Here is a 23225-nt window from a genome sequence, read left to right as displayed (position 1 = left end):
CCAAGTCCTCGGCGAGTCGCTAAGGGGCTGCATGTTTTTGTCTCGCCGCCTTTCCTGTGTGGTTTTTGCGCTGGCTCTCGCTGCCTGCCAGCAGAAGCCTGCCGATGACGGCAGGCCCGAGACTTCGCGTGAATTTCCGGTCGCCGATCGCCCCGTTTCGCGACTTGGAGCGAACTCCGTTTCCTCGGAAGTGGAGCGCGACAGCGTCAATGAAGCCAACGTCGTGATGAACCTCGCGGACATCCGTGAGGGGATGAGCGTGGCCGATATCGGTGCGGGCGAGGGCTATTACACTGTCCGGCTGGCGCAACGCGTCGGCAAGAAGGGCCGTGTCCTCGCCGAGGACATCGACCGCGATGCCAACGAGCAACTGGGCCAACGCGTCCTGCGTGAGCGGCTGGAGAACGTCTCCATCGTTCTGGGGACCGAAGACGACCCGCGATTGCCGCCAGACAGCTTCGACCGCATCATGCTCGTCCACATGTATCATGAGGTCACCGAGCCCTATGCATTCCTGTGGCGTTTGCGCCCGGCCCTGCGCAAGGGCGGAAAGGTCATCGTCGTTGATGTCGATCGTCCGACAGACGAGCATGGCATCCCGCCCGAACTGCTTTTCTGTGAATTCGCGTCGCTGGGCTTTCGTTTGACCGAATTTGTTCGTAAGCCGGAACTGCAGGGTTACTATGCGCAGTTCGAGGCTGGTAGTGCACGGCCTGAGCCTGCAGATATCGTACCTTGCCGGTTGTCTGGCGATAAGACGGCTTCACTGGACTGAGCGTTACGCCAGGGGGAAAGACAGAGAGTTTATGAGTTTCAAGGGTCTCAAGCCGATTGTTTATGGCGGACGTGAAGTCTGGCCGCTCATCGAGGGCGGCAAGGGTGTTTCCGCCACGAACCACACCAGTTCCGGCGCCTGGGCGGCGGCCGGGGGAATCGGCACCGTCAGCGCGGTCAACGCTGATTCCTACGATGCGGAAGGCAAGATCGTTCCGCAGGTTTACCACGCCCTTACGCGCAAGGAACGCCATGAGGAACTGATCCGCTACGCCATCGATGGCGCCGTGGAGCAGGTGCGCCGCGCTTACGACATTGCCAGCGGCAAGGGCGCGATCAACATCAACGTCCTTTGGGAAATGGGCGGCGCCCAGCAGGTTCTCGAAGGCGTGCTGGAAAAGACCCGCGGCATGGTCACAGGCGTGACCTGCGGCGCGGGCATGCCCTATCGCCTGTCCGAGATCGCCGCGCGCTTCAACGTCAGCTACCTGCCGATCGTCAGCTCCGCGCGCGCTTTCCGCGCGCTGTGGAAGCGGGCCTATCACAAGGTGTCCGAGCTGATGGCGGCGGTAGTCTACGAAGACCCCTGGCTTGCCGGCGGCCACAACGGCCTGTCGAATGCGGAAGATCCGCTCAAGCCGGAAGATCCCTATCCGCGCGTCAAGGCGCTGCGCGACACGATGCGCAAGGAAGGCATTTCAGACGATGTGCCGATCGTGATGGCCGGCGGCGTATGGTACCTGCGCGACTGGAACGAGTGGATCGACAATCCCGAACTCGGCACGATTGCCTTCCAGTTCGGCACCCGTCCGTTGCTGACGCATGAAAGTCCGATCCCGCAGGCGTGGAAGGACGCACTTCGCGATCTGGAGCCGGGCGACGTGCTGCTGCACCGTTTTTCGCCCACGGGATTCTATTCCTCGGCCGTGCGCAACCCGTTCCTGCGCAATCTCGAAGCGCGTTCGGAACGTCAGATTCCGTATTCGAAGGTCGAGGCCGGCGAACATACCGTGCGTCTCGACGTCGGCGTGAAGGGCAAGAACTTCTGGGTCGCGCCGAAGGATCTGGATCGCGCCCGCTCGTGGTCGGCACAGGGCTTTACCGATGGCCTGCGTACGCCCGACGATACGATCATCTTCGTCAATCCGCAGGAACGCGATGAGATCCGCCAGGATCAGGCCGACTGCATGGGCTGCCTGTCGCACTGCGGATTCTCCTCGTGGAAGGACCATGACGACTACACCACGGGCCGGCTTGCCGATCCGCGTAGCTTCTGCATCCAGAAGACGCTGCAGGACATCGCCCATGGCGGTCCGGTAGAAGAGAACCTGATGTTTGCAGGCCATGCGGCCTACAAGTTCAAGCAGGACCCGTTCTACTCGAACGGCTTCACGCCCACGGTCAAGGAACTGGTCGACCGGATCCTCACCGGCGACTGATCGCCAAGGGCAATTGCCGAATTCGGACGGTCGGCGGGGAGATGTCCTCGCCGGCCGTTTGCGTTTGTAGATGCGCGGGTTCTCGTGCGCTTTGCTCTAGGAGGAAGCTGAACGCCTTGCTGGCATGAAGAGCGCTGCGACGGCGACAATCAGGAATCCGGGAACGAGCACCCAGTTGAGCAGGTCGGTCCAGCTCTCGATCGCGTCGCGCACATTGGGATAGCCGGCAACGCCGAGGGCCTTGAGCCCGAAGGTGCGGGCCATTGCGACGAGAACGAAGAGCATCCACCAGCCGCTGCGCCCAAGGTCATGCAGGCGCCTGGCGAAGAGGGCGAAGACGGGGAGAAACAGGAGGGTATCGAGGACAAGGCGAACCCAGCTTTCGGTATCGCCTTCGAATATGATCCTTGCCAGCAGATTGAGGGCAAGGTCGAGGCCGATGGCCCAGCCGAGGAACGCCGCCAGCTCGCGGCGCGAGGAACGGCCGGAGAAATCGAGGCTGCGTGCGCAGGCCTCCATCGCGAGGCGGCGCAAGGGCCTGTTTTCTCCGGCTGTCATTCTGACCTTTCTCTGAATCAGTCGAACTCCCAGGCCCGCTCACCGTGGCTGGTGATGTCGAGGCCTTCGCGCTCGGCATCTTCGCTGACGCGCATCGGGAAGACAACCGAGGCCATGACCGCGAGAATGACGCTGGCAATCACCGACCACAGGATTGTCACGCCCACGCCGATGAACTGCGCGGCGGTCTGGCTGGCCATGGTCATGCCTTCACCGTAGCCCACGCCGCCCAGGCTCTGCGACATGAAGATGCCGAGCAGGATCGAGCCGAGCATGCCGCCCACGCCGTGCACGGCAAAGACGTCGAGCGAGTCGTCGATGGCAAGTTTCTGCTTCACCAGCTGGATCGCGTAGTAGCACACCACCGCGCCGGCAGCGCCGAAAAGGATTGCCGCACCGGGCGAGATGAAACCTGCTGCGGGCGTGACAGTGGCAAGCCCGGCGATGGCGCCGGTTGCGAAGCCGACGCTGGTGGGCTTGCCGACGGTGAAGCGTTCGACGAGCAGCCAAACAAGGGCCGCCGTCGCCGCCGCGGCATGGGTCGCGATGATCGCGGCGGCCGCATCGTCGTTGGCGGCAATCGCCGAGCCGCCGTTGAAGCCGAACCAGCCGACCCAGAGCAGCGCCGCGCCGGCCATCGTCAGCGACGGGCTGTGCGGCAGCATCAGGGTATTGGGAAAGCCGCTGCGGCGGCCCAGCATGATCGCGATGACCAGTGCCGATACGCCTGCGGTCGTGTGGATGACGATGCCACCGGCCCAATCGAGCGTGCCAAGGCCGGTCGCCAGCCAGCCGCCGCCCCAGATCCAGTGTGCGACGGGCGCATAGACCACGAGGCTCCACAGGGCGCAGAAGGCGATGACCCAGCCGAAGCGGGCACGGTCGACCCAGGCGCCCGCCATCAGTGCGGGGGTAATCGCGGCGAAGGTCATCTGGAAAAGGGCGAAGGCGCTTTCGGGAACCTCGGTTCCGGCGCGCACATTGCCCAGATTGCCGAGCATCCAGGCATTGCCGCCACCCAGCCAGCCATTGCTGACATTGCCGAAGGCGAGGGTGTAGCCGACCGCGATCCACAGCACCGAGGCGATGGCGGCGATCGCACCGCACTGGACCAGCACCGACAGGAAGTTCTTCGCGCGAACGAGTCCGCCATAGAACAGCGACAGTCCGGGCGCGGCCATCATGAGGACGAGCGCGGAAGATACCAGCAGCCACGCCGTGTCACCACTGTTGCTCACATCGATTCGGCCGTCCTGCGCCAGGGCCATGCCCGGCAGGACTGCGAGCATGCCGGCAAGCGGCAGCAAGCACTGCTTTTTCATTTGAGATTTCCCCTTCAGGCCACGCTTCGCGAGGTCGCTGTGTTCCTCCTGCGGGGCGCCTTAGAGCACTCATTCGTCATGAGACAAGCGTTTGCAGCATGTTCTGCCATATCGATGGCATGAATGGCGTAATGATCGTGCCGGGGCGGCACGCGGTTCAGGGAAGTTCGGGCAGTACCTGGTCGGGAGGACGGTGTCCGTCGACCCAGAACTGGATATTGGCGATGATCCGCTCTCCGGCAGCGCCGCGTCCTTCTTCGGTAGCGCTGCCGAGGTGGGGCAGGGCGACAACCCCGGGCGCCGCGAGTAGCTGCGGATTGACGTTCGGCTCGTTGGCGAAGACGTCGAGGCCAGCGCCGCCGATGCGCTGCTCGGTCAAGGCTTCGATCAGGGCCTGCTCGTCGATGATCTGGCCGCGCGCGGTGTTAACGACGCAGGCCCCAGGCTTCATCAGCGATAGCCGGCGACGGTCGAGCAGCGCAGCGGTATCTGGCGCGGCAGGGCAATGAAAGGTGAGGATGTCTGCCTCGGCGACCAGCCTGTCGAGATCGGCCTCGTAGCGCGCGGAGACCATGTTCTCCAGCGAAGAGGGCAGGCGGTGCCGGTTGTGGTAATGGATCTGCATGCCAAAGGCGCGGGCGCGGTGGGCAACGGCCTGACCGATGCGGCCCATGCCGACGATACCGAGGCGCTTGCCGCCCAGGCTGTGGCCGAGCATGGCCGACGGTCCCCATCCTTGCCAACGGCCTTCGCGCAGGACGCGGGCACCCTCGCTGAACTTGCGCGAGACGAGGATTATCAGCGCGAGCGTCAGGTCGGCGGTATCGTCAGTAAAGACACCAGGGGTGTTCGTGACCATGATTTTGCGGGCGCGGGCTGCGGCAAGGTCGATATGTTCGGTGCCTGCGCCGAAGTTGGCGATCAGCCCCAGGCGTTCGCCTGCCTGTTTGATGAGGTCGACGTCGATCGTGTCGGTGACGGTCGGCACCAGAACGTCGCAATCTTGCAGGGCCGCTGCCAGTTCGTTGCGCGACATCGGCCTGTCTTCGCGATTCAGTGAAACGTCGAAGAGTTGCGCCATGCGTTCTTCCACTGCGGGGAGCAGGCGCCGCGTAACGATCACGCGGGGAGGGCCGTCGAAAACGCGGGCGGAAGCAGAGTCGGTCACGAAGGTCATGTCATTATCCGGCTATGCCTTCCACAGGGTCCGGGTCAAGAAACCTTGATGGGAAATGTCAGGCAGGCGTAAATAGCCGGCATGATCCGCTGGAAGTTCCTGATCCCTCTGGTTGCCCTTTGCGGCATGTCCGTGCCTGCCCATGCGGGCGATGACGACAAGGTGCCTTACTGGGCCTCGATCGATACCGACCTTGCGAACTTGCGCGTAGGTCCCGGGGAATCCTACCGGATTGCCTGGGTCTACAAGCGCGAGCATCTGCCGGTGAAGATCGTGCGCCGCGAGGGTCCCTGGCGCCTGATCGAAGATCCCGACGGGGACAAGGGATGGATGCGCGACCTGCTGCTTTCGCGCCAGCGATCGGCCATCGTGACGGGTGACGGCCTCATCGAGATGCATGCCGAGGGCAAGGCCGGTTCGCCGGTTCTCTGGCGCATCGAGCCGGGCGTCGTGGGCCTGCTCGGCAATTGCGAGTCTGGCTGGTGCGCTTTCGATGTGGAAGGGCACAAGGGCTTCGTGCCGAGCGAGCGCCTCTGGGGCACAGGCGAGCCCTGAGCCCCAAATGAAAAGGCCCCGCCGTTACCGGCAGGGCCCTTCCTTCGAATCGTTATCGCCTGAGGACGATCAGGCCAGTTCGACCGCAATCGCGGTGGCTTCGCCGCCGCCGATGCAGAGGCTGGCGACGCCGCGCTTGAGGCCCTTGTCCTTGAGCGCGTTGATCAGCGTCACGATGATGCGGGTGCCCGAGGCTCCGATCGGATGGCCCAGAGCGGTGGCGCCGCCGTGGATGTTGATCTTGTCGTGCGGGATGCCGAGGTCGTGCATCGCGAACATCGCCACGCAGGCGAAGGCTTCGTTCACTTCGAACAGGTCGACGTCGGAAAGCTGCCAGCCCACCTTGTCGAGGAGCTTGGTGATCGCGCCGACCGGTGCGGTGGTGAACTTGGCGGGCTCATGCGCATGGGCCGCAACGCCCACGACGGTGGCGACCGGCTTGAGGCCCTTGGCGGCAGCAACGCTGGCGCGGCTCATGACGACGGCAGCGGCGCCGTCGGAAATCGAGCTGGAGCTGGCGGCGGTGATCGTGCCGTCCTTGGCGAAGGCGGCGCGCAGGGTGCGGATCTTGTCCGGGTTGCCCTTGGGCGGCTGCTCGTCGGTATCGACTACGACTTCACCCTTGCGCGTCTTGACTGTGACGGGAACGACTTCGTCCTTGAACGCGCCGCTGGTGATCGCTTCCTGCGCGCGGCGCAGCGATTCGATGGAGAAGTCGTCCTGATTTTCGCGGGTCAGCTGGTACTCGTCGGCGGTTACCTGCGCGAAGGAGCCCATCGATCCGCCTTCGTAGGCATCCTCGAGTCCGTCGAGGAACATGTGATCGTAGAGCGTGTCATGGCCGGCGCGGGCGCCCGAGCGATGCTTCTTGGCCAGGTAGGGGGCATTGGTCATCGATTCCATGCCGCCCGCGATGATCAGGTCGAGCGAGCCCGAAGCGAGTGCCTCGGCGCCCATGATCACCGTCTGCATGCCCGAACCGCAGACCTTGTTGACGGTCGTGGCCTGAACCGACTTGGGCAGTCCGGCCTTGAGCGCTGCCTGGCGGGCAGGGGCCTGTCCGAGACCGGCGGGAAGGACGCAGCCCATGTAGATGCGTTCGACGTCTTCGCCCGCAACGCCCGAGCGTTCGACCGCGGCCTTGACCGCGGTGGCGCCGAGATCTGTGGCCGAGACATCAGCGAACACACCCTGCAGGCCGCCCATGGGCGTGCGTGCATAGGAGAGGATGACGATGGGGTCGTTAGCCGAAATCTGGGCCATGACTTTGCCTTTCTGCATGGAAGAACAGTTGACAGGTGATCTAATGCTGCATTGCATCAAAAGCAATCGGGCTGTCCAAAAGAACAACTGGGCTCGCGGGCGGGTAAACGCTCCGCAGCTATGGGGTGTGACGATGATAATCCCATGACGGAAAGTTGTCTGCGTTCGGCTCCCGCTCACTCGATCCGAAGTGTGCCGAGTCGCGCTGGGTAAGCCACGGTGTAAGCGATTGGTCCCTGCGGCACCGGCTGCGGCGCGTTCCTCGATTTTTGCCGGATTACCGCTGAAGAAGGGTGGTTGCGTCCAGGCGTGCTTGGCTCGGTTGTACCTGCGCAGAGCCCGTGTGGGGCAATCCCGCGCAATTCAGGGGCTTTTCCGGTGATCGCTGGCGGATATGCGCCGGTCGCGGTCGCGCCGCAGGGGGCGAGGCATGGCATTTGCGAGCTATCAATCTTGCTGCATCGCGATGAAGAAGGCCGGAATTATCCGATTGCCTCCCTTGCGATGGCCGGAGGGCTGGCCTAAGAGCGCGCGCAACGACCGGACGCCGCTCAGGCCAAGTCCGGCAGCCCTCACCGGTACGAGGCCATGACCATTGACTGATCTGTCGCAATATTTGCCGATTCTGATTTTCCTGGTGATCGCGTTGGCGCTCTCCGGGATTATCGTGTTCCTGCCCATGGCGGTCGCCCGTCTGACCGGGACGCACAATCCGAACTCGGACAAGCTCAGCGAGTACGAATGCGGTTTCCCCGCATTCGAGGACCCGCGCAGCCAGTTCGACGTGCGCTTCTACCTGGTGGCGATTCTCTTCATCATCTTCGACCTTGAAGCAGCGTTCCTGTTTCCGTGGGCGGTCTCGCTCGACGTCACGGGCTGGGCTGGCTGGCTGACGATGATGGTGTTCCTCGGCGAACTGGCCATTGGCCTCGCCTATGCATGGAAGAAGGGAGCTCTGGACTGGGAATGAGCACTCTCGTGGACAGCACCGGACAGCCTATGGGTCAGGGTGGCGCAGTTACGCCGCCCGACCAGGCGTTTTTCAAAGACCTCAACCAGGAAGTTTCGGACAAGGGCTTCCTCGTTACCTCGACGGAAGAACTTTTCCAGTGGGCCCGCACGGGTTCGCTGTGGTGGATGACTTTCGGCCTTGCCTGCTGCGCGGTCGAGATGATCCACGTGAACATGCCGCGCTACGACATGGAGCGCTTCGGCGCCGCGCCGCGCGCTTCCCCGCGTCAGTCGGACGTGATGATCGTGGCCGGCACCCTGTGCAACAAGATGGCCCCGGCGCTGCGCAAGGTCTACGACCAGATGTCGGACCCCAAGTACGTCATCTCGATGGGTTCGTGCGCGAACGGCGGTGGCTACTACCACTACAGCTACAGCGTCGTGCGCGGCTGTGACCGCATCGTGCCGGTGGACATCTACGTGCCCGGCTGCCCGCCGACTGCCGAGGCGCTGCTCTATGGCGTCATGCAGCTGCAGCGCAAGATCCGCCGCGCCGGTACGCTCGAGAGGTAATGGCCCCCATGCCCGTACTGCATTCCGCCCCCAAGTTTGCGTCCAACGAAGGCGTCATCGACGCGCTCTCCGCTGCGCTCGGATCGATGCTGGTCTCGGCCAAGGAAGAGCACGGCGAAGTCGTGCTGACCGTGGTCCGCGACCAGATCGAGAACGCGCTGCGCCTGCTGCGCGACAATCATGAGTATCAACAGCTCATGGAAATGGCCGGCGTCGACTATCCGTCGCGCGCCGAGCGTTTCGAAGTCGTCTACATGTTGCTTTCGGTGACGAAGAACCACCGGCTGATGGTGAAGGTCTGTGCCGCTGAAAGCACGCCGGTGCCGACCGTCACGACGATCTGGCCCAACGCGGGCTGGCTCGAGCGCGAAGTGTTCGACATGTACGGCGTGATCTTCGCCGGCAATCCGGACCTGCGCCGCATCCTGACCGACTACGGTTTCGAGGGTCATCCCTTCCGCAAGGATTTCCCGCTCACCGGCTACCAGGAACTGCGCTACTCCGAAGAGGACAAGCGTGTGGTCTACGAACCGGTCAAGCTGGCCCAGGATTTCCGCTCGTTCGACTTCATGAGCCCTTGGGAAGGCGCGGAATACGTGCTGCCGGGCGATGAAAAGGCGGAAGGGGACAAGGCATGAGCATGCAGCTCGAGCAGTCGCCGACTACCGGCGACGAGATCATCAGCAACTATACGATCAACTTCGGCCCGCAGCACCCGGCGGCCCACGGCGTTCTGCGCATGGTCATGGAGCTCGACGGCGAGGTCATCGAGCGCATCGATCCGCACGTCGGCCTGCTGCACCGCGGCACCGAGAAGCTGATCGAGAACAAGACCTATCTTCAGGCGCTGCCCTACTTCGACCGGCTCGACTACTGTTCGCCGCTCGGCATGGAGCACAGCTACGTCCTGGCGATCGAGAAGCTGCTGAACCTCGAGGTTCCGCTGCGCGCCCAGTACCTGCGCGTGCTGTTCGCCGAGCTGACCCGCATCTGCAACCACATGCTCAACATCGGCAGCCACGTCATGGACGTCGGCGCGATGACCCCGAACCTGTGGCTGTTCGAGATCCGTGAGGACTGCCTCAACTTCTTCGAACGGGCTTCGGGCGCACGCATGCACTCGGCGTGGTTCCGCCCCGGCGGCGTCCACCAGGACGTGCCGCTCAAGCTGCTGACCGACATCGCCGACTGGCTCGACACGCGCCTGCCGACGCTGTTCGAGGACGCGATGAGCCTCGTCGTCGACAACCGCATCTTCAAGCAGCGCAATGTCGACATCGCACTGGTGAGCCGTGAAGATGCGCTGGCCTGGGGCTTCTCGGGCCCGATGATCCGCGCGGCGGGCATCCCCTGGGATATCCGCAAGAGCCAGCCCTACGACGTTTACGACCGCATGGACTTCGAGATCCCGGTCGGTACCAACTCCGACTGCTATGACCGTTTCATGGTCCGCGTCGAGGAAGTGCGCCAGTCCGCGCGCATCATGAAGCAGTGCCTTGCCGAGATGCCGGAAGGTCCGGTCATGACTGCGGACCGCAAGGTCGGCCCGCCCAAGCGCGGCGAGATGAAGAGCTCGATGGAATCGCTGATCCATCACTTCAAGCTCTACACCGAGGGCTTCCACGTTCCGGCCGGCGAAGTCTACGTCGCCACCGAGAGCCCCAAGGGCGAATTCGGCGTCTATCTCGTCTCGGACGGTTCCAACAAGCCGTACCGCTGCAAGATCCGTCCGACCGCCTTCTCGCACCTGCAGGCGATGGACTTCATGTCCAAGGGCCACATGCTGCCTGACGCGACCGCCATCCTGGGCGCCATCGACGTCGTGTTCGGGGAGTGCGACCGTTGAGCAAGCTCGCAATCGCAGAGGCCATGATCGCCGCCTACAATGCGCAGGACGCCGATCTCTACGTGACCTACATGACCGACGAAGCCAGCGAAGCGAACTATCGCGGCGCAGTTGTCCGTGAGGGCAAGGAAGGCACGCGTTCGGGCCTCAAGGCGGCTTTCGCCAGGTGGCCGCAGAACAGGGCCGAGATCGTTTCGCGAGAAGAGACCGACAACTACGTCGTCCTGCGCGAACACGTCACGCGCGGCCCGGCAACCGACGGCTCCGAACTTGTCGAGCCGTTCGACGTGCTGGCCGTCTACAGCTTCGAAGGCGACAAGTGCTCGCGGGTGGAGTTTATCCGGTGAAATTCAACACGCTTGAACTGACCCGCGTCTGGGCGGCAGTGACGGGCCTCGTGCTCGCCGTCTGCTACTTCGGCGCGCTCTATCTCGATACCGCCCCGTCGCCCTTGCTGGCGATGCTGGTAACCGCGATCGGCGGATTTGAAATGTTTCTTTTCGGCCAGGACCAGTGGCTGAAGCGCAGGGGTAAGCATGGCTGACCGCTATATCGAACCCGATACGCCCGAATTGCGGGCCCGTTGGGGCAACTTCGCGTGGACCGCGGAGAATGCCGAGAAGGCTAAGGACATCGTCGCGCGCTATCCGGCGGGCCGTCAGCGTTCGGCGGTGATGCCGCTGCTCGACCTCGCCCAGCGCCAGGTCGGTGCCGAAGAAAACACGCAAGGCTGGCTGCCGATCCCGGTGATGGAATACGTCGCGGCACAGCTCGACATGCCGATCATCCGCGTTGTCGAAGTCGCCACGTTCTACACGATGTACAACATCGCGCCGATCGGTCGCTTCCACGTTCAGGTCTGCGGCACCACGCCGTGCATGCTGCGCGGTTCGGACGACATCATCGCGGCCTGCAAGAAGCGCGGCATGAAGAAGGGCCACACCACGCCCGACGGCATGTGGTCGTTCACCGAGGTCGAGTGCATGGGCAACTGTGCCTCCGCGCCGATGGTCCAGATCAACGACGACAACTACGAGGACCTCACTCCCGAGCGCCTCGATGCCGTGCTCGACGCGCTGGCCAAGGGCGAGACGCCCAAGGCCGGGACGCAGGAGCCGGGCCGTCACACCGTCGAACCTTCGGGTGGCCCGACCACCCTCAAGGAGATGGTCACCGAAAATCACGATTACCGGGGAGAGTGGTAAGTCATGGCTCTCGCTGACAAGGATCGCATCTTCACAAATGTCTACGGCTACCAGCCGTGGAACCTGAAGGCTGCGCAGGCACGCGGCGCCTGGGACAACACCAAGGACATCATCGCCAAGGGCCGTGATCTCATCATCGAGGAGATCAAGGCTTCGGGGCTGCGCGGCCGTGGCGGCGCAGGTTTTCCGACCGGCATGAAGTGGTCCTTCATGCCCAAGCAGCCGCCGCTCGACCATGCTGGCAATCCCAAGCCCAGCTTCCTGGTCATCAACGCGGACGAATCCGAGCCCGGTTCGTGCAAGGATCGCGAGATCATCCGTCACGATCCGCACCTGCTGCTGGAAGGCGCGCTGGTTGCCGGTTTCGCGATGGGCGCGCGTGCTGCCTACATCTACATTCGCGGCGAATACATCCGCGAGGCCGAGACGCTCTTCGCGGCGCGCGATGAAGCTTATGCGGCAGGCCTGCTGGGCAAGAACGCAGCCGGTTCGGGCTACGACTTCGACGTCTTCGTCCACCGCGGCGCGGGCGCCTACATCTGCGGTGAAGAGACCGCGATGATCGAAAGCCTTGAAGGCAAGAAGGGGCAGCCCCGCCTCAAGCCGCCGTTCCCGGCGGGTGCAGGCCTTTACGGCTGCCCGACCACGGTCAACAACGTCGAGTCCATCGCCGTTGCACCGACCATCATGCGCCGCGGCGCCTCGTGGTTCTCCAGCTTCGGGCGCGACAACAACAAGGGCACCAAGCTCTTCCAGATCTCGGGCCACGTGAACAAGCCGTGCGTCGTCGAAGAGGAAATGAGCATTCCCTTCAGCGAGCTGATCGAAAAGCACTGCGGCGGCATCCGCGGCGGCCGGGACAACCTGCTGGCGGTGATCCCGGGCGGTTCCTCGGTTCCGCTGGTTCCGGCCGACCAGATCTGGGACGCGCCGATGGACTTCGATGGTCTCAAGGCCGTCGGTTCGGGTCTCGGCACCGCCGCCGTGATCGTCATGGACAAGTCCACCGACATCGTTCGCGCCATTTCGCGTCTCTCGTACTTCTACAAGCACGAGTCCTGCGGCCAGTGCACGCCCTGCCGCGAAGGCACGGGCTGGATGTGGCGCGTCATGGAACGCCTGCGTACCGGTGACGCGGCGGTCGAGGAAATCGACATGCTGCAGCAGGTCACCAAGCAGGTCGAAGGCCACACCATCTGCGCCCTTGGCGACGCTGCGGCGTGGCCGATCCAGGGCCTGATCCGCCACTTCCGCCCCGAGCTGGAACGCCGGATCGCTGAAAACATGCCGGAGGCTGCTGAGTAATGCCCAAGGTAACCGTAGACGGCGTAGAACTCGAGGTCCCTGCAGGCGCTACCGTGCTGCAGGCCTGCGAACTCGCCGGCAAGGAAATCCCGCGCTTCTGCTATCATGAGCGCCTGTCGATTGCGGGCAACTGCCGCATGTGCCTCGTCGAGGTGAAGCCCGGACCGCCCAAGCCGCAGGCTTCGTGCGCGCTTCCGGCCACCGAAGGCCAGGAGATCCGCACCGACTCCGAAATGGTCAAGAAGGCGCGGGAAGGGGTGATGGAGTTCCTCCTCATCAACCACCCGCTCGACTGCCCGATCTGCGACCAGGGCGGCGAATGCGACCTGCAGGACCAGTCGGTGGCCTATGGCCGCGGCGCCTCGCGCTATGACGAGAACAAGCGCGCGGTCACCGAGAAATACATGGGCCCGCTCATCAAGACGACGATGACGCGCTGCATCCACTGCACCCGCTGCGTGCGTTTCTCGGAAGAGATCGCCGGCGTGGACGAGATCGGTGCGCTCTATCGCGGCGAGAACATGCAGATCACGACCTATCTCGAACATGCTGCCAAGCACGAGATGTCGGCCAATGTGATCGACCTTTGCCCGGTCGGCGCACTGACTTCGCGCCCCTATGCTTACGAAGCGCGTCCCTGGGAGCTGAAGAAGACCCTCGGGATCGACGTTTCCGATGCGATCGGCGCGAACATCCGCATCGACAGCCGCGGCCGCGAAGTGCTTCGCGTGCTCCCGCGCATCAACGACGATGTCAACGAGGAATGGATCTCGGACAAGGCGCGCTACCAGGTCGACGGCCTGACCAAGCGCCGCCTCGACAAGCCGTTCCTGCGCCGTGACGGCAAGCTGGTTCCGGCCAGCTGGGGTGAGGCCTTCGCCGCGATCGCCTCGCTCAATCCGGGCAATTCGATTGCCGCGGTTGCCGGCGACATGCTCGACTGCGAGACGATGTTCGCGGCCAGCAAGCTGGTCGGCGCGCTTGGCTCTAACCTGCTTGAAGGTCGCCAGACCGGCATGGACTACGACACCTCGAGCCTGGCCGCGGTGAACTTCAACTCCACGCTCGGTGGCATCGAGACTGCCGACGCAATCCTGGTCGTGGGCAGCAACGTGCGCGCCGAAGCGCCGTTGGTGAACGTGCGCCTGCGCAAGGCCGTGAAGGCCGGCGCGAAGGTGTTCCTCGTCGGCCCGGAGTGGGAAACCACCTTCGGCGGCGAGTTCCTCGGCGATGACCTTTCGGTTCTCGGCAAGCTTCCGGCCCATGTCGGCGAAGCGCTCAAGGGCGCGGCGCGTCCGGCGATCATCGTCGGCGGAGCAGGGCTGGGCCGTGGCGGCCTCGAAGCGGCTCTGGCGCTGGCGGGCGAGTTCAATCTCGTTCGCGATCTGGAAGACGGCACCAGGTGGAACGGCTTCAACGTCCTGCACATGGCGGCTTCGCGCATGGGCGGGCTTATGCTCGGCTACGCGCAGAAGGGCGGCATCGCCGACATCGTCGCAGCCAAGCCCAAGGTCCTGCTCTCGCTCGGTGCGGACGAAGTGGACTACACCCGGTTCGCCGACTCGATGATCGTCTACATCGGTCATCACGGCGACAAGGGCGCGCACGCAGCAGACGTGATCCTGCCCGCTGCGGCCTATACCGAAAAGGCCGGTACCTATGTGAACACCGAAGGGCGCGTGCAGATGGCCGACAAGGCCGTCTTCGCTCCCGGCGATGCGCGCGAGGACTGGTCGATCCTGCGGGCCCTGGCCGACGCCTTCGGCGTTTCGGTGGGCTTTGACAGCTTCGAGGAATTGCGCGCTGCGATGATTTCCGAGGTCCCGGCCCTTGGCATCGAGGGTCTGGCCGACTACGGGAGCGACCTGCCTGCTGGTGGCGGTTCTGCCGCCGGCGTGATCGCCTATCCGGTCAAGGACTTCTACATGACCAACCCCATCGCCCGCGCCAGTGCGACGATGCAGCGCTGTTCGGCTGAACTGCTGCACGGCGAGGAGATTGCGGAGGCTGCGGAATGACCGCTTTCTTTCAATCCCTCGGCATGTCTCACGACTGGGCGTGGTTCGTCTCGACGATCTGCGGCATCCTGCTGATCGCGCTCCCGCTGCTACTCGGCGTGGCGATGATCATCTACGCGGACCGCAAGATCTGGGCGGCCATGGCGCTGCGCCGCGGTCCCAATGTCGTCGGCCCGTTCGGTCTGCTTCAGTCCTTCGCGGACGGCCTCAAGGTCTTCCTTCAGGAAACCATCATTCCCTCGGCCGCGAACAAGGGCATCTTCCTGATCGCCCCTGTCGTGACCTTCACCGTGGCGCTGATGGCCTGGGCGGTGATCCCGTTCAATTCGGGCGCGATCCTCGCCGATATCAACGTCGGTCTGCTCTACGTTCTCGCGATCAGTTCGCTGGGCGTTTACGGCACGATCATGGCGGGCTGGGCTTCGAACTCGAAGTACCCGTTCTTCTCGGCGATGCGCGCTTCGGCGCAGATGATTTCCTATGAAGTCTCGATCGGCTTCATCCTCATCTGCGTCGTCCTGTGGGCCGGCACGTTCAACCTGAACGACATCGTCTTGGCCCAGAAGGGCCATGTCTTCGGCATCTTCAACGGCTTCGCGTTCAATCCGCTGCTGTTCCCGATGTGGGTGATGTTCCTGATCTCTGGCATGGCCGAGACGCAGCGCGCTCCCTTCGACCTGACCGAAGCGGAATCCGAGCTCGTCGCCGGTTACCAGACAGAGTACTCGTCGATGGCGTTCGCCGCCTACTGGCTTGGTGAATATGCCAACGTCCTGCTGATGTGCGCGCTCAACGCGACTCTGTTCTGGGGTGGCTGGCTGCCGCTCATGGATATTCCGTTCCTTGGCTTCTTCCCCCAGATCGTAATCCCTGGATTTATCTGGTTCCTGCTCAAGGTACTGTTCTTCTTCTTCGTGTTCAGCTGGGTGAAGGCGACCGTCCCGCGGTACCGCTACGACCAGCTGATGCGTCTGGGCTGGAAGGTCTTCCTGCCCGTATCGCTGCTGTTCGTCGTACTCGTCAGCGGCTACCTCATGGCTACCGGACACTTCGCATGACCGTCGGACACCTCATCAAGAGCTTCACGCTCTGGGAGTTCGTGAAGGCGCACTGGCTCACCTTGAAGTACTTCTTCAAGCCCAAGGCGACGATCAACTACCCCTTCGAGAAGAACCCGCTTTCGCCCCGCTTTCGCGGTGAGCACGCCCTGCGCCGTTATCCCAACGGCGAGGAACGCTGCATCGCGTGCAAGCTGTGCGAGGCGATCTGCCCGGCGCAGGCGATCACCATCGAGGCCGCTCCGCGTGCCGACGGTTCGCGGCGCACCACGCGCTACGACATCGATATGACGAAGTGCATCTACTGTGGCTTCTGCCAGGAAGCCTGCCCGGTCGATGCAATCGTCGAAGGGCCGAACTTCGAATACGCGACCGAAACGCGTGAAGAACTGCTCTACGACAAGGCTAAGCTGTTGGCGAACGGGGACAAGTGGGAGCGGGCCATTGCCGCGAACCTTGAAGCCGATGCGCCGTATCGCTAGGGGCGCGCCGAGGTCATGATTCACGTATTTGCCTTTTACCTCTTCGCCGTGATCACCATCGCGTCCGCCGTGACGACGATCACTGCCCGCAACCCGGTCCACTCGGTCCTCTGGCTGATCCTGGCGTTCTTCAACGCCGCCGGCCTGATGGTGCTGACCGGCGCCGAGTTCATCGCGATGCTGCTCGTCATTGTCTATGTCGGCGCGGTTGCGGTGCTTTTCCTGTTCGTCGTCATGATGCTCGACATCGACTTCGCCGAACTGCGTGCCGGGTTCGTCAGGAACTTCCCCCTGGGCCTGCTCGTCGCGATCGTCCTGCTGGCCGAGATGGTCCTGGGCATCGGTGCCTACCGCGCCGGCGCGATGGACCTTGGCTCGCCCGACGGCACCGCCGCGACGCCTGCCGGGGCCAGCAACATCGAGGCCATCGGTGGCCTCCTTTACAGCCGCTACCTCTTCCTGTTCGAAGCCGCGGGCATCATCCTGCTCGTCGCGATGATCGGCGCCATCGTGCTGACCCATCGCCAGCGTTCGGACACCCGGGGCCAGAAGATCTCCAAGCAGATCATGCGCCGTCCCGATGAAGCGACCGTCAACGTCAAGCCCGAAGTGGGCAAGGGGGTCCAGCTGTGATCGGTATCGAACACTATGTCGTGGTCAGCTCGATCCTTTTCGTGCTCGGCGTTCTCGGCATCTTCCTGAACCGCAAGAACATCATTGTCATCCTGATGGCGATCGAACTGATCCTGCTTGCGGTGAACATCAACCTCGTCGCCTTCAGCTCCTTCCTGGGAGACCTGACCGGGCAGATCTTCGCCATGTTCGTTCTGACCGTGGCGGCGGGCGAGGCCGCAGTGGGGCTTGCTATCCTCGTGATCTATTTCCGTGGCCGCGGCAGCATCGCCGTCGACGACGTCAACCGGATGAAGGGATAAGGCCTTGCAGTCGATCCTGCTCATCGTCTTCCTGCCGCTCCTGGCAGCGATCATCGCCGGGCTTGGCAACAAGCAGCTCGGCAATGTTCCGGCAAAGGTGGTCACCACCGGCGCCCTGTTCATTGCCTGTGCACTGTCCTGGCCGATCTTCATCAGCTTCCTGACGGGCAGCGCCGAAGCGACCGTCGTACCGGTGCTGACCTGGGTGAAGTCGGGCCCGATGGCCTTTGACTGGGCCCTGCGCGTCGACACCCTGACCGCGGTCATGCTGGTGGTCGTCACGTCGGTTTCGGCGCTCGTGCACCTCTATTCGTGGGGTTACATGGACGAGGAGCCGGATCAGCCGCGCTTCTTCGCCTACCTCTCGCTGTTCACTTTCGCCATGCTCATGCTGGTGACCGCGGACAACCTGGTGCAGATGTTCTTCGGTTGGGAAGGCGTCGGTCTGGCCTCGTACCTGCTGATCGGCTTCTGGTTCCGCAAGCCTTCGGCCTGCGCTGCCGCCATCAAGGCCTTCGTGGTCAACCGCGTCGGTGACCTTGGCTTCATGCTTGGCATCTTCGGTACGTTCCTGGTCTTCGGCACCGTCTCGATCCCCGAGATCCTGCATGCGGCACCGGGCATGGCGGGTTCGACGATCGGTTTCCTTGGCCATCGTTTCGACACCATGACCGTCCTGTGCCTGCTGCTGTTCATCGGTGCGATGGGCAAGTCGGCACAGCTCGGCCTGCACACCTGGCTTCCGGACGCGATGGAAGGCCCGACCCCGGTTTCGGCGCTGATCCACGCGGCGACCATGGTCACCGCCGGCGTCTTCATGGTCTGCCGTCTCTCGCCGATGTTCGAGACCAGCCCGACGGCGATGGCCTTCATCACCGTGATCGGCGGCGCGACCTGCTTCTTCGCCGCGACGATCGGCTGCACCCAGTGGGACATCAAGCGCGTGATCGCGTACTCGACCTGCTCGCAGCTCGGCTACATGTTCTTCGCCGCTGGCGTGGGCGCGTACGGTGCGGCCATGTTCCACCTGTTCACGCACGCCTTCTTCAAGGCGCTGCTGTTCCTGGGTGCCGGTTCGGTCATCCATGCGATGCACCACGAGCAGGACATGCGCTTCTACGGCGACCTGCGTAAGCACATCCCGATAACTTTCTGGACGATGACGGCCGGTACGCTCGCCATCACCGGCGTGGGTGTATTCGGTGTGGGCTTTGCCGGCTTCCACTCGAAGGACGCGATCCTCGAGGCGGCCTATGCCGCGGGCAGCGCCTCGGGCAGCTTCGCCTTCTGGATGGGTATCTTCGCTGCTTTGATGACCAGCTTCTATTCCTGGCGTCTGGTGTTCCTGACTTTCTTCGGCAAGCCGCGCTGGGCCGGTTCGGAGCACATCCAGCACGCCGTGCACCATCACCACGAGGACCCTTCCGAGGAAGCCGGGCATGACAACCATGTCCACAATCCCGAAGGCACTGCCGGCTATCATCCGCATGAAAGCCCGCTGGTCATGCTGATCCCGCTGCTGGTTCTCGCCTTTGGCGCGGTTGCCGCAGGTTATGTGTTCCAGCACGAGTTCGTCAGCGAAGGTACCGGCGAATTCTGGAAGGGCGCACTGGTGTTCCACGAACACCTGATCCACGCGATGCACTCGATCCCCGAGCTCATCAAATGGAGCCCGTTCATCGTGATGGTCATCGGTCTGGTTACTGCCTGGTACGGTTACATCCGCAACACCAGATTCCCGGCGGCGGTCGCCGAGCAACTCGGGCCGGTCTACACCTTCGTGTACCGCAAGTGGATGTTCGACGAACTGTACCACTACCTGTTCGTGGTTCCGGCATTCTGGCTCGGCCGCGTGTTCTGGAAACAGGGCGACGTGGGTCTGATCGACCGCTTCGGTCCCAACGGCGCGGCCTGGGTCGTCGCCAAGGGTTCGACTTACGCACAGAAAGTCCAGTCGGGCTATCTCTACAGTTACGCACTAGTCATGCTGCTGGGCCTTGTCGGCGCCATCAGCTGGGTGATCGCGGGATAAGATGATGAGTGGTTTTCCGATCCTCAGCCTGATGCTGCTTGTGCCGCTTGCGGCGGCACTGGCATGCCTCTTCCTCGAAGCGAAGCCGGCGCGAAATCTTGCGCTGGCGGCGACCTTGGTCGATTTTGCACTGGGCGTCGTGCTCTGGGCGAATTTCGACATCGGCGGCGCGCAGTGGCAGTTCACCGAGCGGGTGGAGCTGTTCTCCGGCTTCTCCTACGCGCTCGGTATCGACGGCATCGCCCTGTTGCTGATCATGCTGTCCGTCTTCCTCATGCCGATCTGCATCGGTGCCAGCTGGAAGTCGATCGACAAGCGCGTTGGTGAGTACATGGCCGCGTTCCTGCTGATGGAAACGCTCATGATAGGCGTTTTCGCGGCGCAGGACCTGTTCCTGTTCTACATCTTCTTCGAGGCCGGCCTCATCCCGATGTACCTGATCATCGGCGTGTGGGGCGGTGCGGACCGTATCTACGCTTCGTACAAGTTCTTCCTCTACACGCTGCTCGGCTCGGTGCTGATGCTGATCGCGATGCTGTGGATGGCGAATACCGCCGGTACCACCGACATCCCGACGCTGATGGCTTACGATTTCGATCCGCAGGTCCAGACCTGGCTGTGGCTTGCTTTCTTCGCCAGCTTCGCGGTGAAGATGCCGATGTGGCCGGTCCACACCTGGCTTCCGGACGCGCACGTCCAGGCGCCGACCGCCGGTTCGGTCATCCTTGCAGGCGTTCTGCTGAAGATGGGCGGCTACGGTTTCATCCGCTTCTCGCTGCCGATGTTCCCCGAAGCCTCGGCCTACTTCGGTCCGCTGGTCTGGGGCCTGTCGATGGCAGCCGTGGTCCTGACCTCGCTGATTGCACTCGTGCAGCACGACATGAAGAAGCTGATTGCCTATTCGTCGGTTGCGCACATGGCGATCGTGACCATCGGCCTGTTCGCCTTCAACGTGCAGGGTCTCGAGGGCTCGATGCTGATCATGCTCAGCCACGGTCTGGTTTCGGGCGCGCTGTTCCTGTGCGTGGGCATCATCTACGATCGCCTGCACACCCGCGAAATCGATCGCTACGGCGGCCTTTCGATCAACATGCCGCGTTACGCGCTGTTCTTCATGCTCTTCACGATGGCCTCCGTCGGCCTTCCGGGCACCAGCGGTTTCGTTGGCGAGTTCCTGAGCCTCGCGGGTATCTACCAGGTGTCGACGTGGACCACGCTGATCTGCGCCACCGGCATCATCCTGGGCGCTGCCTACATGCTTTACCTCTATCGCCGGGTCGCTTTCGGCGAGCAGAAGAACGCCGATGCTGCCGCCATGGCCGACCTCGACGTCCGTGAGCTGCTGATGGTGGTTCCGCTGGGCATCGCGGTGCTGTGGATGGGCATCTATCCCGAGAGCTTCATCGCGCCGATGCGCGCCGACATTGCCGCGCTCGACGCCCGTCTTGCCGCTGCCAAGCCGGAAGGAGACTCCAAGGTCGCCATGGGTAAGGAAAAGCCTGTGCACGAAGAAGAAGCTGCGCATGAGGGGGCACACTGATGGACTGGTCACAGTCGCTGCGCCTGATCGCGCCGGAAGAAACACTGAGCATTGCAGGCCTGGTCCTGCTTCTGATCGCCGCCTGGGGCGGTGACAAGTCGGGCCGTCTGATCTCGATCCTGGCGGTTGCTGCGCTTGCCGCCGCGTCCTTCCTCGTCGCCCCCGCGCTGTGCGGCGGCGCAATGGGGCCGGATACCTCGGCTTTCTTCGGCCAGTTCCGTGCCGATGCCTTTGCGTCCTACGCCAAGATCCTGATCTATATCTCGGCTGCGGCCTCCTTGGTCATTGCCCCGAAGTTCTTCGATCGGTTCGATGCGATGCGTGCGGAATATCCCGTGCTCGTCGTCTTCGCGGCGCTGGGCATGGGCATCATGGTTTCGGCAGGCGACCTGCTGACGCTGTACATCGGTCTCGAGATGAACTCGCTGGCTGCCTACGTCCTTGCGGCCTTCCTGCGCACGGATGACCGTTCGGCGGAATCGGGCCTGAAGTACTTCGTCCTGGGTTCGCTCGCCTCGGGCATCCTGCTCTTCGGCATGAGCCTGACTTATGGCTTTACCGGCACGACCTCGTTCTCGGGCATCAACGCCGCTCTGTCCTCCGGGCTGTCGCATGGGGCGCTGTTCGGCATCGTGTTCATGCTGGCAGGGCTTGCCTTCAAGATCAGTGCCGTGCCGTTCCACATGTGGACGCCCGACGTTTACGAAGGCGCGCCGACGCCGGTCACGACCTTCTTCGCGACCGCGCCGAAGGTGGCTGCCCTCGGCCTGACCATGCGCGTCATGCTCGATGCGTTCGGTGAGCAGGCCGCTGCCTGGCAGCAGATCGTGATCTTCATCTCGCTCGCCTCGATCGTGGTCGGTGCCCTTGGCGCCATCGGCCAGTCGAACATCAAGCGACTGATGGCGTATTCGTCGATCAACAACGTCGGTTTCATGCTGATCGGTCTGGCCGTTGCCACGCCGCAGGGCGCGTCGGCCATGCTCGTGTACCTTGCGATCTATGTCGCGATGTCGCTGGGCGGTTTCGTCGCGATCCTGATGCTCAAGGACGAGAACGGCAATTACGTCGAGGACATCGCGAAGCTTGCCGGCCTGTCGCGCACGCGACCGGCGCTGGCGCTGGGCCTGGCGATGATCATGTTCAGCCTTGCCGGTATTCCGCCGTTGTTCGGTTTCTGGGGCAAGTTCGTCGTCTTCCAGGCGGCGGTGCAGGCCAACCTGATCGCGCTGGCCGCCATCGGCATTGCGGCATCGGTCATCGGCGCCTTCTACTACCTCAAGATCGTCAAGATCATGTACTTCGACGAGGCTGCCGACGTGGTGAAGGGCGAGAACGACATCTGGCACAAGATCATCCTTGTCGCCTCGGTCGTCTTCATTTCGCCGCTGGGCTACCTGTTGACCAAGTGGCTGGGCGGTCTCGCTGACGCTGCCGCGGCAGCCCTTTACTTCTCGTTTTGATCCGAACCGTCACTCAGACGGGTTCGACCAACGCTGATCTGGCTGCTCGCCTGTCCGGAGGGGAATACCTTCCGGAGGGCGAGTGGTTGGTCGCGGACCGCCAGACGGCAGGGAAGGGCCGCCTGGGCCGCGCCTGGAATGACGGGCTCGGCAATTTCATGGGCTCGACGGTAGTGAGGCCCGGGCAGGGCGATCCGCCGTTTGCCAGTCTTGCGCTTCTGGCCGGTCTTTCGGTCCACGAAGCCATCGCCTCGCTGCTCCCCGATCCTTCGCCCCTGTGGCTCAAGTGGCCGAACGATCTCCTGCTGTCCGGCAGCAAGGTCGCGGGCATCCTCCTCGAAATGATCGCCGGGACAGTCATTGTCGGCATCGGCGTGAACCTGCGCGTCGCGCCGCATGTCGAGGGGCGTGCCGTTGCCGCACTTTGCGATCACGGCGTCGATGTCTCCCGCGATGATTTCGCGAATCTGCTGGCGCGGGCCTTTGCTCTCGAACTTGAGCGCTGGCGTTCGGCCGGCCTTGCCCCCATGCTTCGTCGCTGGCAGAGTGCCGCACATCCCAAGGGAACACGCCTCACAGTGCTTCCTCCGGGAGAGGAGGCAATCGAAGGCGGGTTTGCCGGGCTGACGCAAGAGGGGAACCTCCTGCTCAGCCTGGATGAGGGATCGCTGCGGACGATCCACGCCGGCGACGTGCTTCTTTCCGCAACTTCGCATTGAGGAAAACCAG

23 protein-coding genes and 1 pseudogene are annotated in these 23225 nt (G+C 63.3%); 20 read left to right on the top strand and 4 right to left on the bottom strand.

Features of this window, described 5'->3' with window-relative positions:
- Positions 1 to 31: 31 nt before the first annotated feature.
- Positions 32 to 775, top strand: coding sequence for a class I SAM-dependent methyltransferase (locus J3474_RS18330; protein ID WP_207095156.1), 744 nt, complete (start codon positions 32 to 34; stop codon positions 773 to 775).
- A 31-nt stretch (positions 776 to 806) separates the two neighbouring features.
- Positions 807 to 2213, top strand: coding sequence for a nitronate monooxygenase family protein (locus J3474_RS18325; protein ID WP_013833779.1), 1407 nt, complete (start codon positions 807 to 809; stop codon positions 2211 to 2213).
- A 96-nt stretch (positions 2214 to 2309) separates the two neighbouring features.
- On the opposite strand, the gene J3474_RS18320 is transcribed toward J3474_RS18325, so the two are convergent.
- The 3 genes from J3474_RS18320 to J3474_RS18310 all read right to left on the bottom strand — a co-directional run bounded on the left by J3474_RS18320 (position 2310) and on the right by J3474_RS18310 (position 5270).
- Positions 2310 to 2771 (bottom strand): DUF805 domain-containing protein, encoded by a 462-nt coding sequence (locus J3474_RS18320; protein ID WP_207095155.1) that lies wholly within the window; start codon positions 2769 to 2771, stop codon positions 2310 to 2312.
- Positions 2772 to 2788: 17 nt separating this feature from the next.
- Positions 2789 to 4093 (bottom strand): ammonium transporter, encoded by a 1305-nt coding sequence (locus J3474_RS18315; RefSeq protein WP_207095154.1) that lies wholly within the window; start codon positions 4091 to 4093, stop codon positions 2789 to 2791.
- Positions 4094 to 4250: 157 nt separating this feature from the next.
- On the bottom strand, positions 4251 to 5270 hold the full coding sequence (locus tag J3474_RS18310) for a D-glycerate dehydrogenase (RefSeq protein WP_207095153.1): 1020 nt from the start codon (positions 5268 to 5270) through the stop codon (positions 4251 to 4253).
- 81 nt (positions 5271 to 5351) lie between these two features.
- Here J3474_RS18310 and J3474_RS18305 point away from each other — a divergent pair, with 81 nt between their 5' ends.
- Entirely contained in the window at positions 5352 to 5825 is a 474-nt protein-coding gene (locus J3474_RS18305; protein ID WP_207095152.1) for an SH3 domain-containing protein, read from the top strand.
- 69 nt (positions 5826 to 5894) lie between these two features.
- On the opposite strand, the gene J3474_RS18300 is transcribed toward J3474_RS18305, so the two are convergent.
- Positions 5895 to 7088 carry an acetyl-CoA C-acyltransferase gene (locus tag J3474_RS18300; RefSeq protein WP_207095293.1) on the bottom strand — a complete coding sequence of 398 codons (1194 nt, stop codon included), beginning with the start codon at positions 7086 to 7088 and terminating at the stop codon, positions 5895 to 5897.
- A 595-nt stretch (positions 7089 to 7683) separates the two neighbouring features.
- Between J3474_RS18300 and ndhC the strand changes: the two genes are divergently transcribed.
- The 17 genes and pseudogenes from ndhC to J3474_RS18215 all read left to right on the top strand — a co-directional run bounded on the left by ndhC (position 7684) and on the right by J3474_RS18215 (position 23215).
- Positions 7684 to 8058: an NADH-quinone oxidoreductase subunit A gene (gene ndhC / locus J3474_RS18295; RefSeq protein ID WP_007015095.1), complete on the top strand. Its 375-nt coding sequence runs from the start codon at positions 7684 to 7686 to the stop codon at positions 8056 to 8058.
- Entirely contained in the window at positions 8055 to 8612 is a 558-nt protein-coding gene (locus J3474_RS18290; protein WP_051010081.1) for an NADH-quinone oxidoreductase subunit B family protein, read from the top strand. The genes ndhC and J3474_RS18290 overlap by 4 nt, the downstream gene beginning before the upstream one ends.
- Before the next feature lie 8 nt (positions 8613 to 8620).
- Positions 8621 to 9232, top strand: a pseudogene (locus J3474_RS18285) (NADH-quinone oxidoreductase subunit C); the annotation flags it as partial.
- Positions 9233 to 9246: 14 nt separating this feature from the next.
- Positions 9247 to 10458, top strand: a complete 1212-nt coding sequence (locus J3474_RS18280; RefSeq protein WP_013833771.1) for an NADH-quinone oxidoreductase subunit D — start codon at positions 9247 to 9249, stop codon at positions 10456 to 10458.
- Positions 10455 to 10805, top strand: coding sequence for a nuclear transport factor 2 family protein (locus J3474_RS18275; protein ID WP_038575429.1), 351 nt, complete (start codon positions 10455 to 10457; stop codon positions 10803 to 10805). Before J3474_RS18280 ends, J3474_RS18275 begins: the two co-directional genes overlap by 4 nt.
- Positions 10802 to 11002 (top strand): hypothetical protein, encoded by a 201-nt coding sequence (locus J3474_RS18270; RefSeq protein WP_007015100.1) that lies wholly within the window; start codon positions 10802 to 10804, stop codon positions 11000 to 11002. Before J3474_RS18275 ends, J3474_RS18270 begins: the two co-directional genes overlap by 4 nt.
- Positions 10995 to 11663 carry an NAD(P)H-dependent oxidoreductase subunit E gene (locus tag J3474_RS18265; RefSeq protein ID WP_013833769.1) on the top strand — a complete coding sequence of 223 codons (669 nt, stop codon included), beginning with the start codon at positions 10995 to 10997 and terminating at the stop codon, positions 11661 to 11663. Before J3474_RS18270 ends, J3474_RS18265 begins: the two co-directional genes overlap by 8 nt.
- A gap of 3 nt (positions 11664 to 11666) precedes the next feature.
- The gene (gene nuoF / locus J3474_RS18260; RefSeq protein ID WP_007015102.1) at positions 11667 to 12968 is read left to right on the top strand and encodes an NADH-quinone oxidoreductase subunit NuoF; all 1302 of its coding nucleotides are present in this window, start codon (positions 11667 to 11669) and stop codon (positions 12966 to 12968) included.
- Positions 12968 to 14986: an NADH-quinone oxidoreductase subunit NuoG gene (gene nuoG / locus J3474_RS18255; protein WP_013833768.1), complete on the top strand. Its 2019-nt coding sequence runs from the start codon at positions 12968 to 12970 to the stop codon at positions 14984 to 14986. The genes nuoF and nuoG overlap by 1 nt, the downstream gene beginning before the upstream one ends.
- The gene (gene nuoH, locus J3474_RS18250; protein ID WP_207095150.1) at positions 14983 to 16044 is read left to right on the top strand and encodes an NADH-quinone oxidoreductase subunit NuoH; all 1062 of its coding nucleotides are present in this window, start codon (positions 14983 to 14985) and stop codon (positions 16042 to 16044) included. Before nuoG ends, nuoH begins: the two co-directional genes overlap by 4 nt.
- Complete coding sequence (gene nuoI / locus J3474_RS18245) at positions 16041 to 16526, top strand: NADH-quinone oxidoreductase subunit NuoI (protein WP_007015106.1); 486 nt, start codon at positions 16041 to 16043, stop codon at positions 16524 to 16526. Before nuoH ends, nuoI begins: the two co-directional genes overlap by 4 nt.
- A 15-nt stretch (positions 16527 to 16541) precedes the next feature.
- A complete protein-coding gene (locus J3474_RS18240; RefSeq protein ID WP_007015107.1) occupies positions 16542 to 17159 on the top strand; it encodes an NADH-quinone oxidoreductase subunit J in 618 nt (205 codons plus the stop codon).
- Positions 17156 to 17461, top strand: coding sequence for an NADH-quinone oxidoreductase subunit NuoK (nuoK, locus tag J3474_RS18235; protein WP_007015108.1), 306 nt, complete (start codon positions 17156 to 17158; stop codon positions 17459 to 17461). Before J3474_RS18240 ends, nuoK begins: the two co-directional genes overlap by 4 nt.
- A gap of 4 nt (positions 17462 to 17465) precedes the next feature.
- Positions 17466 to 19493: an NADH-quinone oxidoreductase subunit L gene (gene nuoL, locus J3474_RS18230; protein ID WP_013833767.1), complete on the top strand. Its 2028-nt coding sequence runs from the start codon at positions 17466 to 17468 to the stop codon at positions 19491 to 19493.
- A gap of 4 nt (positions 19494 to 19497) precedes the next feature.
- Positions 19498 to 21033, top strand: coding sequence for an NADH-quinone oxidoreductase subunit M (locus tag J3474_RS18225; RefSeq protein WP_013833766.1), 1536 nt, complete (start codon positions 19498 to 19500; stop codon positions 21031 to 21033).
- A complete protein-coding gene (gene nuoN / locus J3474_RS18220) occupies positions 21033 to 22496 on the top strand; it encodes an NADH-quinone oxidoreductase subunit NuoN (RefSeq protein ID WP_207095149.1) in 1464 nt (487 codons plus the stop codon). Before J3474_RS18225 ends, nuoN begins: the two co-directional genes overlap by 1 nt.
- Positions 22493 to 23215, top strand: a complete 723-nt coding sequence (locus tag J3474_RS18215) for a biotin--[acetyl-CoA-carboxylase] ligase (RefSeq protein ID WP_207095148.1) — start codon at positions 22493 to 22495, stop codon at positions 23213 to 23215. Before nuoN ends, J3474_RS18215 begins: the two co-directional genes overlap by 4 nt.
- Positions 23216 to 23225: the final 10 nt, after the last annotated feature.

The organism is Novosphingobium sp. PY1, from assembly GCF_017312445.1.
Taxonomy (GTDB): Bacteria; Pseudomonadota; Alphaproteobacteria; order Sphingomonadales; family Sphingomonadaceae; genus Novosphingobium.
Note: the sequence above shows the minus strand (reverse complement) of the source record. Positions and strands in the feature narration are given on the sequence as shown.

Excerpts from the sequence above, each read along its gene's own strand:
- J3474_RS18330 (WP_207095156.1), top strand. The coding sequence starts at position 32 with ATGTTTTTGTCTCGCCGCCTTTCCTGTGTGGTTTTTGCGCTGGCTCTC.
- J3474_RS18325 (WP_013833779.1), top strand. The coding sequence starts at position 807 with ATGAGTTTCAAGGGTCTCAAGCCGATTGTTTATGGCGGACGTGAAGTC.
- J3474_RS18320 (WP_207095155.1), bottom strand. The coding sequence starts at position 2,771 with ATGACAGCCGGAGAAAACAGGCCCTTGCGCCGCCTCGCGATGGAGGCC.
- J3474_RS18315 (WP_207095154.1), bottom strand. The coding sequence starts at position 4,093 with ATGAAAAAGCAGTGCTTGCTGCCGCTTGCCGGCATGCTCGCAGTCCTG.
- J3474_RS18310 (WP_207095153.1), bottom strand. The coding sequence starts at position 5,270 with ATGACCTTCGTGACCGACTCTGCTTCCGCCCGCGTTTTCGACGGCCCT.
- J3474_RS18305 (WP_207095152.1), top strand. The coding sequence starts at position 5,352 with ATGATCCGCTGGAAGTTCCTGATCCCTCTGGTTGCCCTTTGCGGCATG.
- J3474_RS18300 (WP_207095293.1), bottom strand. The coding sequence starts at position 7,088 with ATGGCCCAGATTTCGGCTAACGACCCCATCGTCATCCTCTCCTATGCA.
- J3474_RS18290 (WP_051010081.1), top strand. The coding sequence starts at position 8,055 with ATGAGCACTCTCGTGGACAGCACCGGACAGCCTATGGGTCAGGGTGGC.
- J3474_RS18280 (WP_013833771.1), top strand. The coding sequence starts at position 9,247 with ATGAGCATGCAGCTCGAGCAGTCGCCGACTACCGGCGACGAGATCATC.
- J3474_RS18265 (WP_013833769.1), top strand. The coding sequence starts at position 10,995 with ATGGCTGACCGCTATATCGAACCCGATACGCCCGAATTGCGGGCCCGT.
- nuoF (WP_007015102.1), top strand. The coding sequence starts at position 11,667 with ATGGCTCTCGCTGACAAGGATCGCATCTTCACAAATGTCTACGGCTAC.
- nuoG (WP_013833768.1), top strand. The coding sequence starts at position 12,968 with ATGCCCAAGGTAACCGTAGACGGCGTAGAACTCGAGGTCCCTGCAGGC.
- nuoH (WP_207095150.1), top strand. The coding sequence starts at position 14,983 with ATGACCGCTTTCTTTCAATCCCTCGGCATGTCTCACGACTGGGCGTGG.
- nuoI (WP_007015106.1), top strand. The coding sequence starts at position 16,041 with ATGACCGTCGGACACCTCATCAAGAGCTTCACGCTCTGGGAGTTCGTG.
- J3474_RS18240 (WP_007015107.1), top strand. The coding sequence starts at position 16,542 with ATGATTCACGTATTTGCCTTTTACCTCTTCGCCGTGATCACCATCGCG.
- J3474_RS18225 (WP_013833766.1), top strand. The coding sequence starts at position 19,498 with ATGAGTGGTTTTCCGATCCTCAGCCTGATGCTGCTTGTGCCGCTTGCG.
- nuoN (WP_207095149.1), top strand. The coding sequence starts at position 21,033 with ATGGACTGGTCACAGTCGCTGCGCCTGATCGCGCCGGAAGAAACACTG.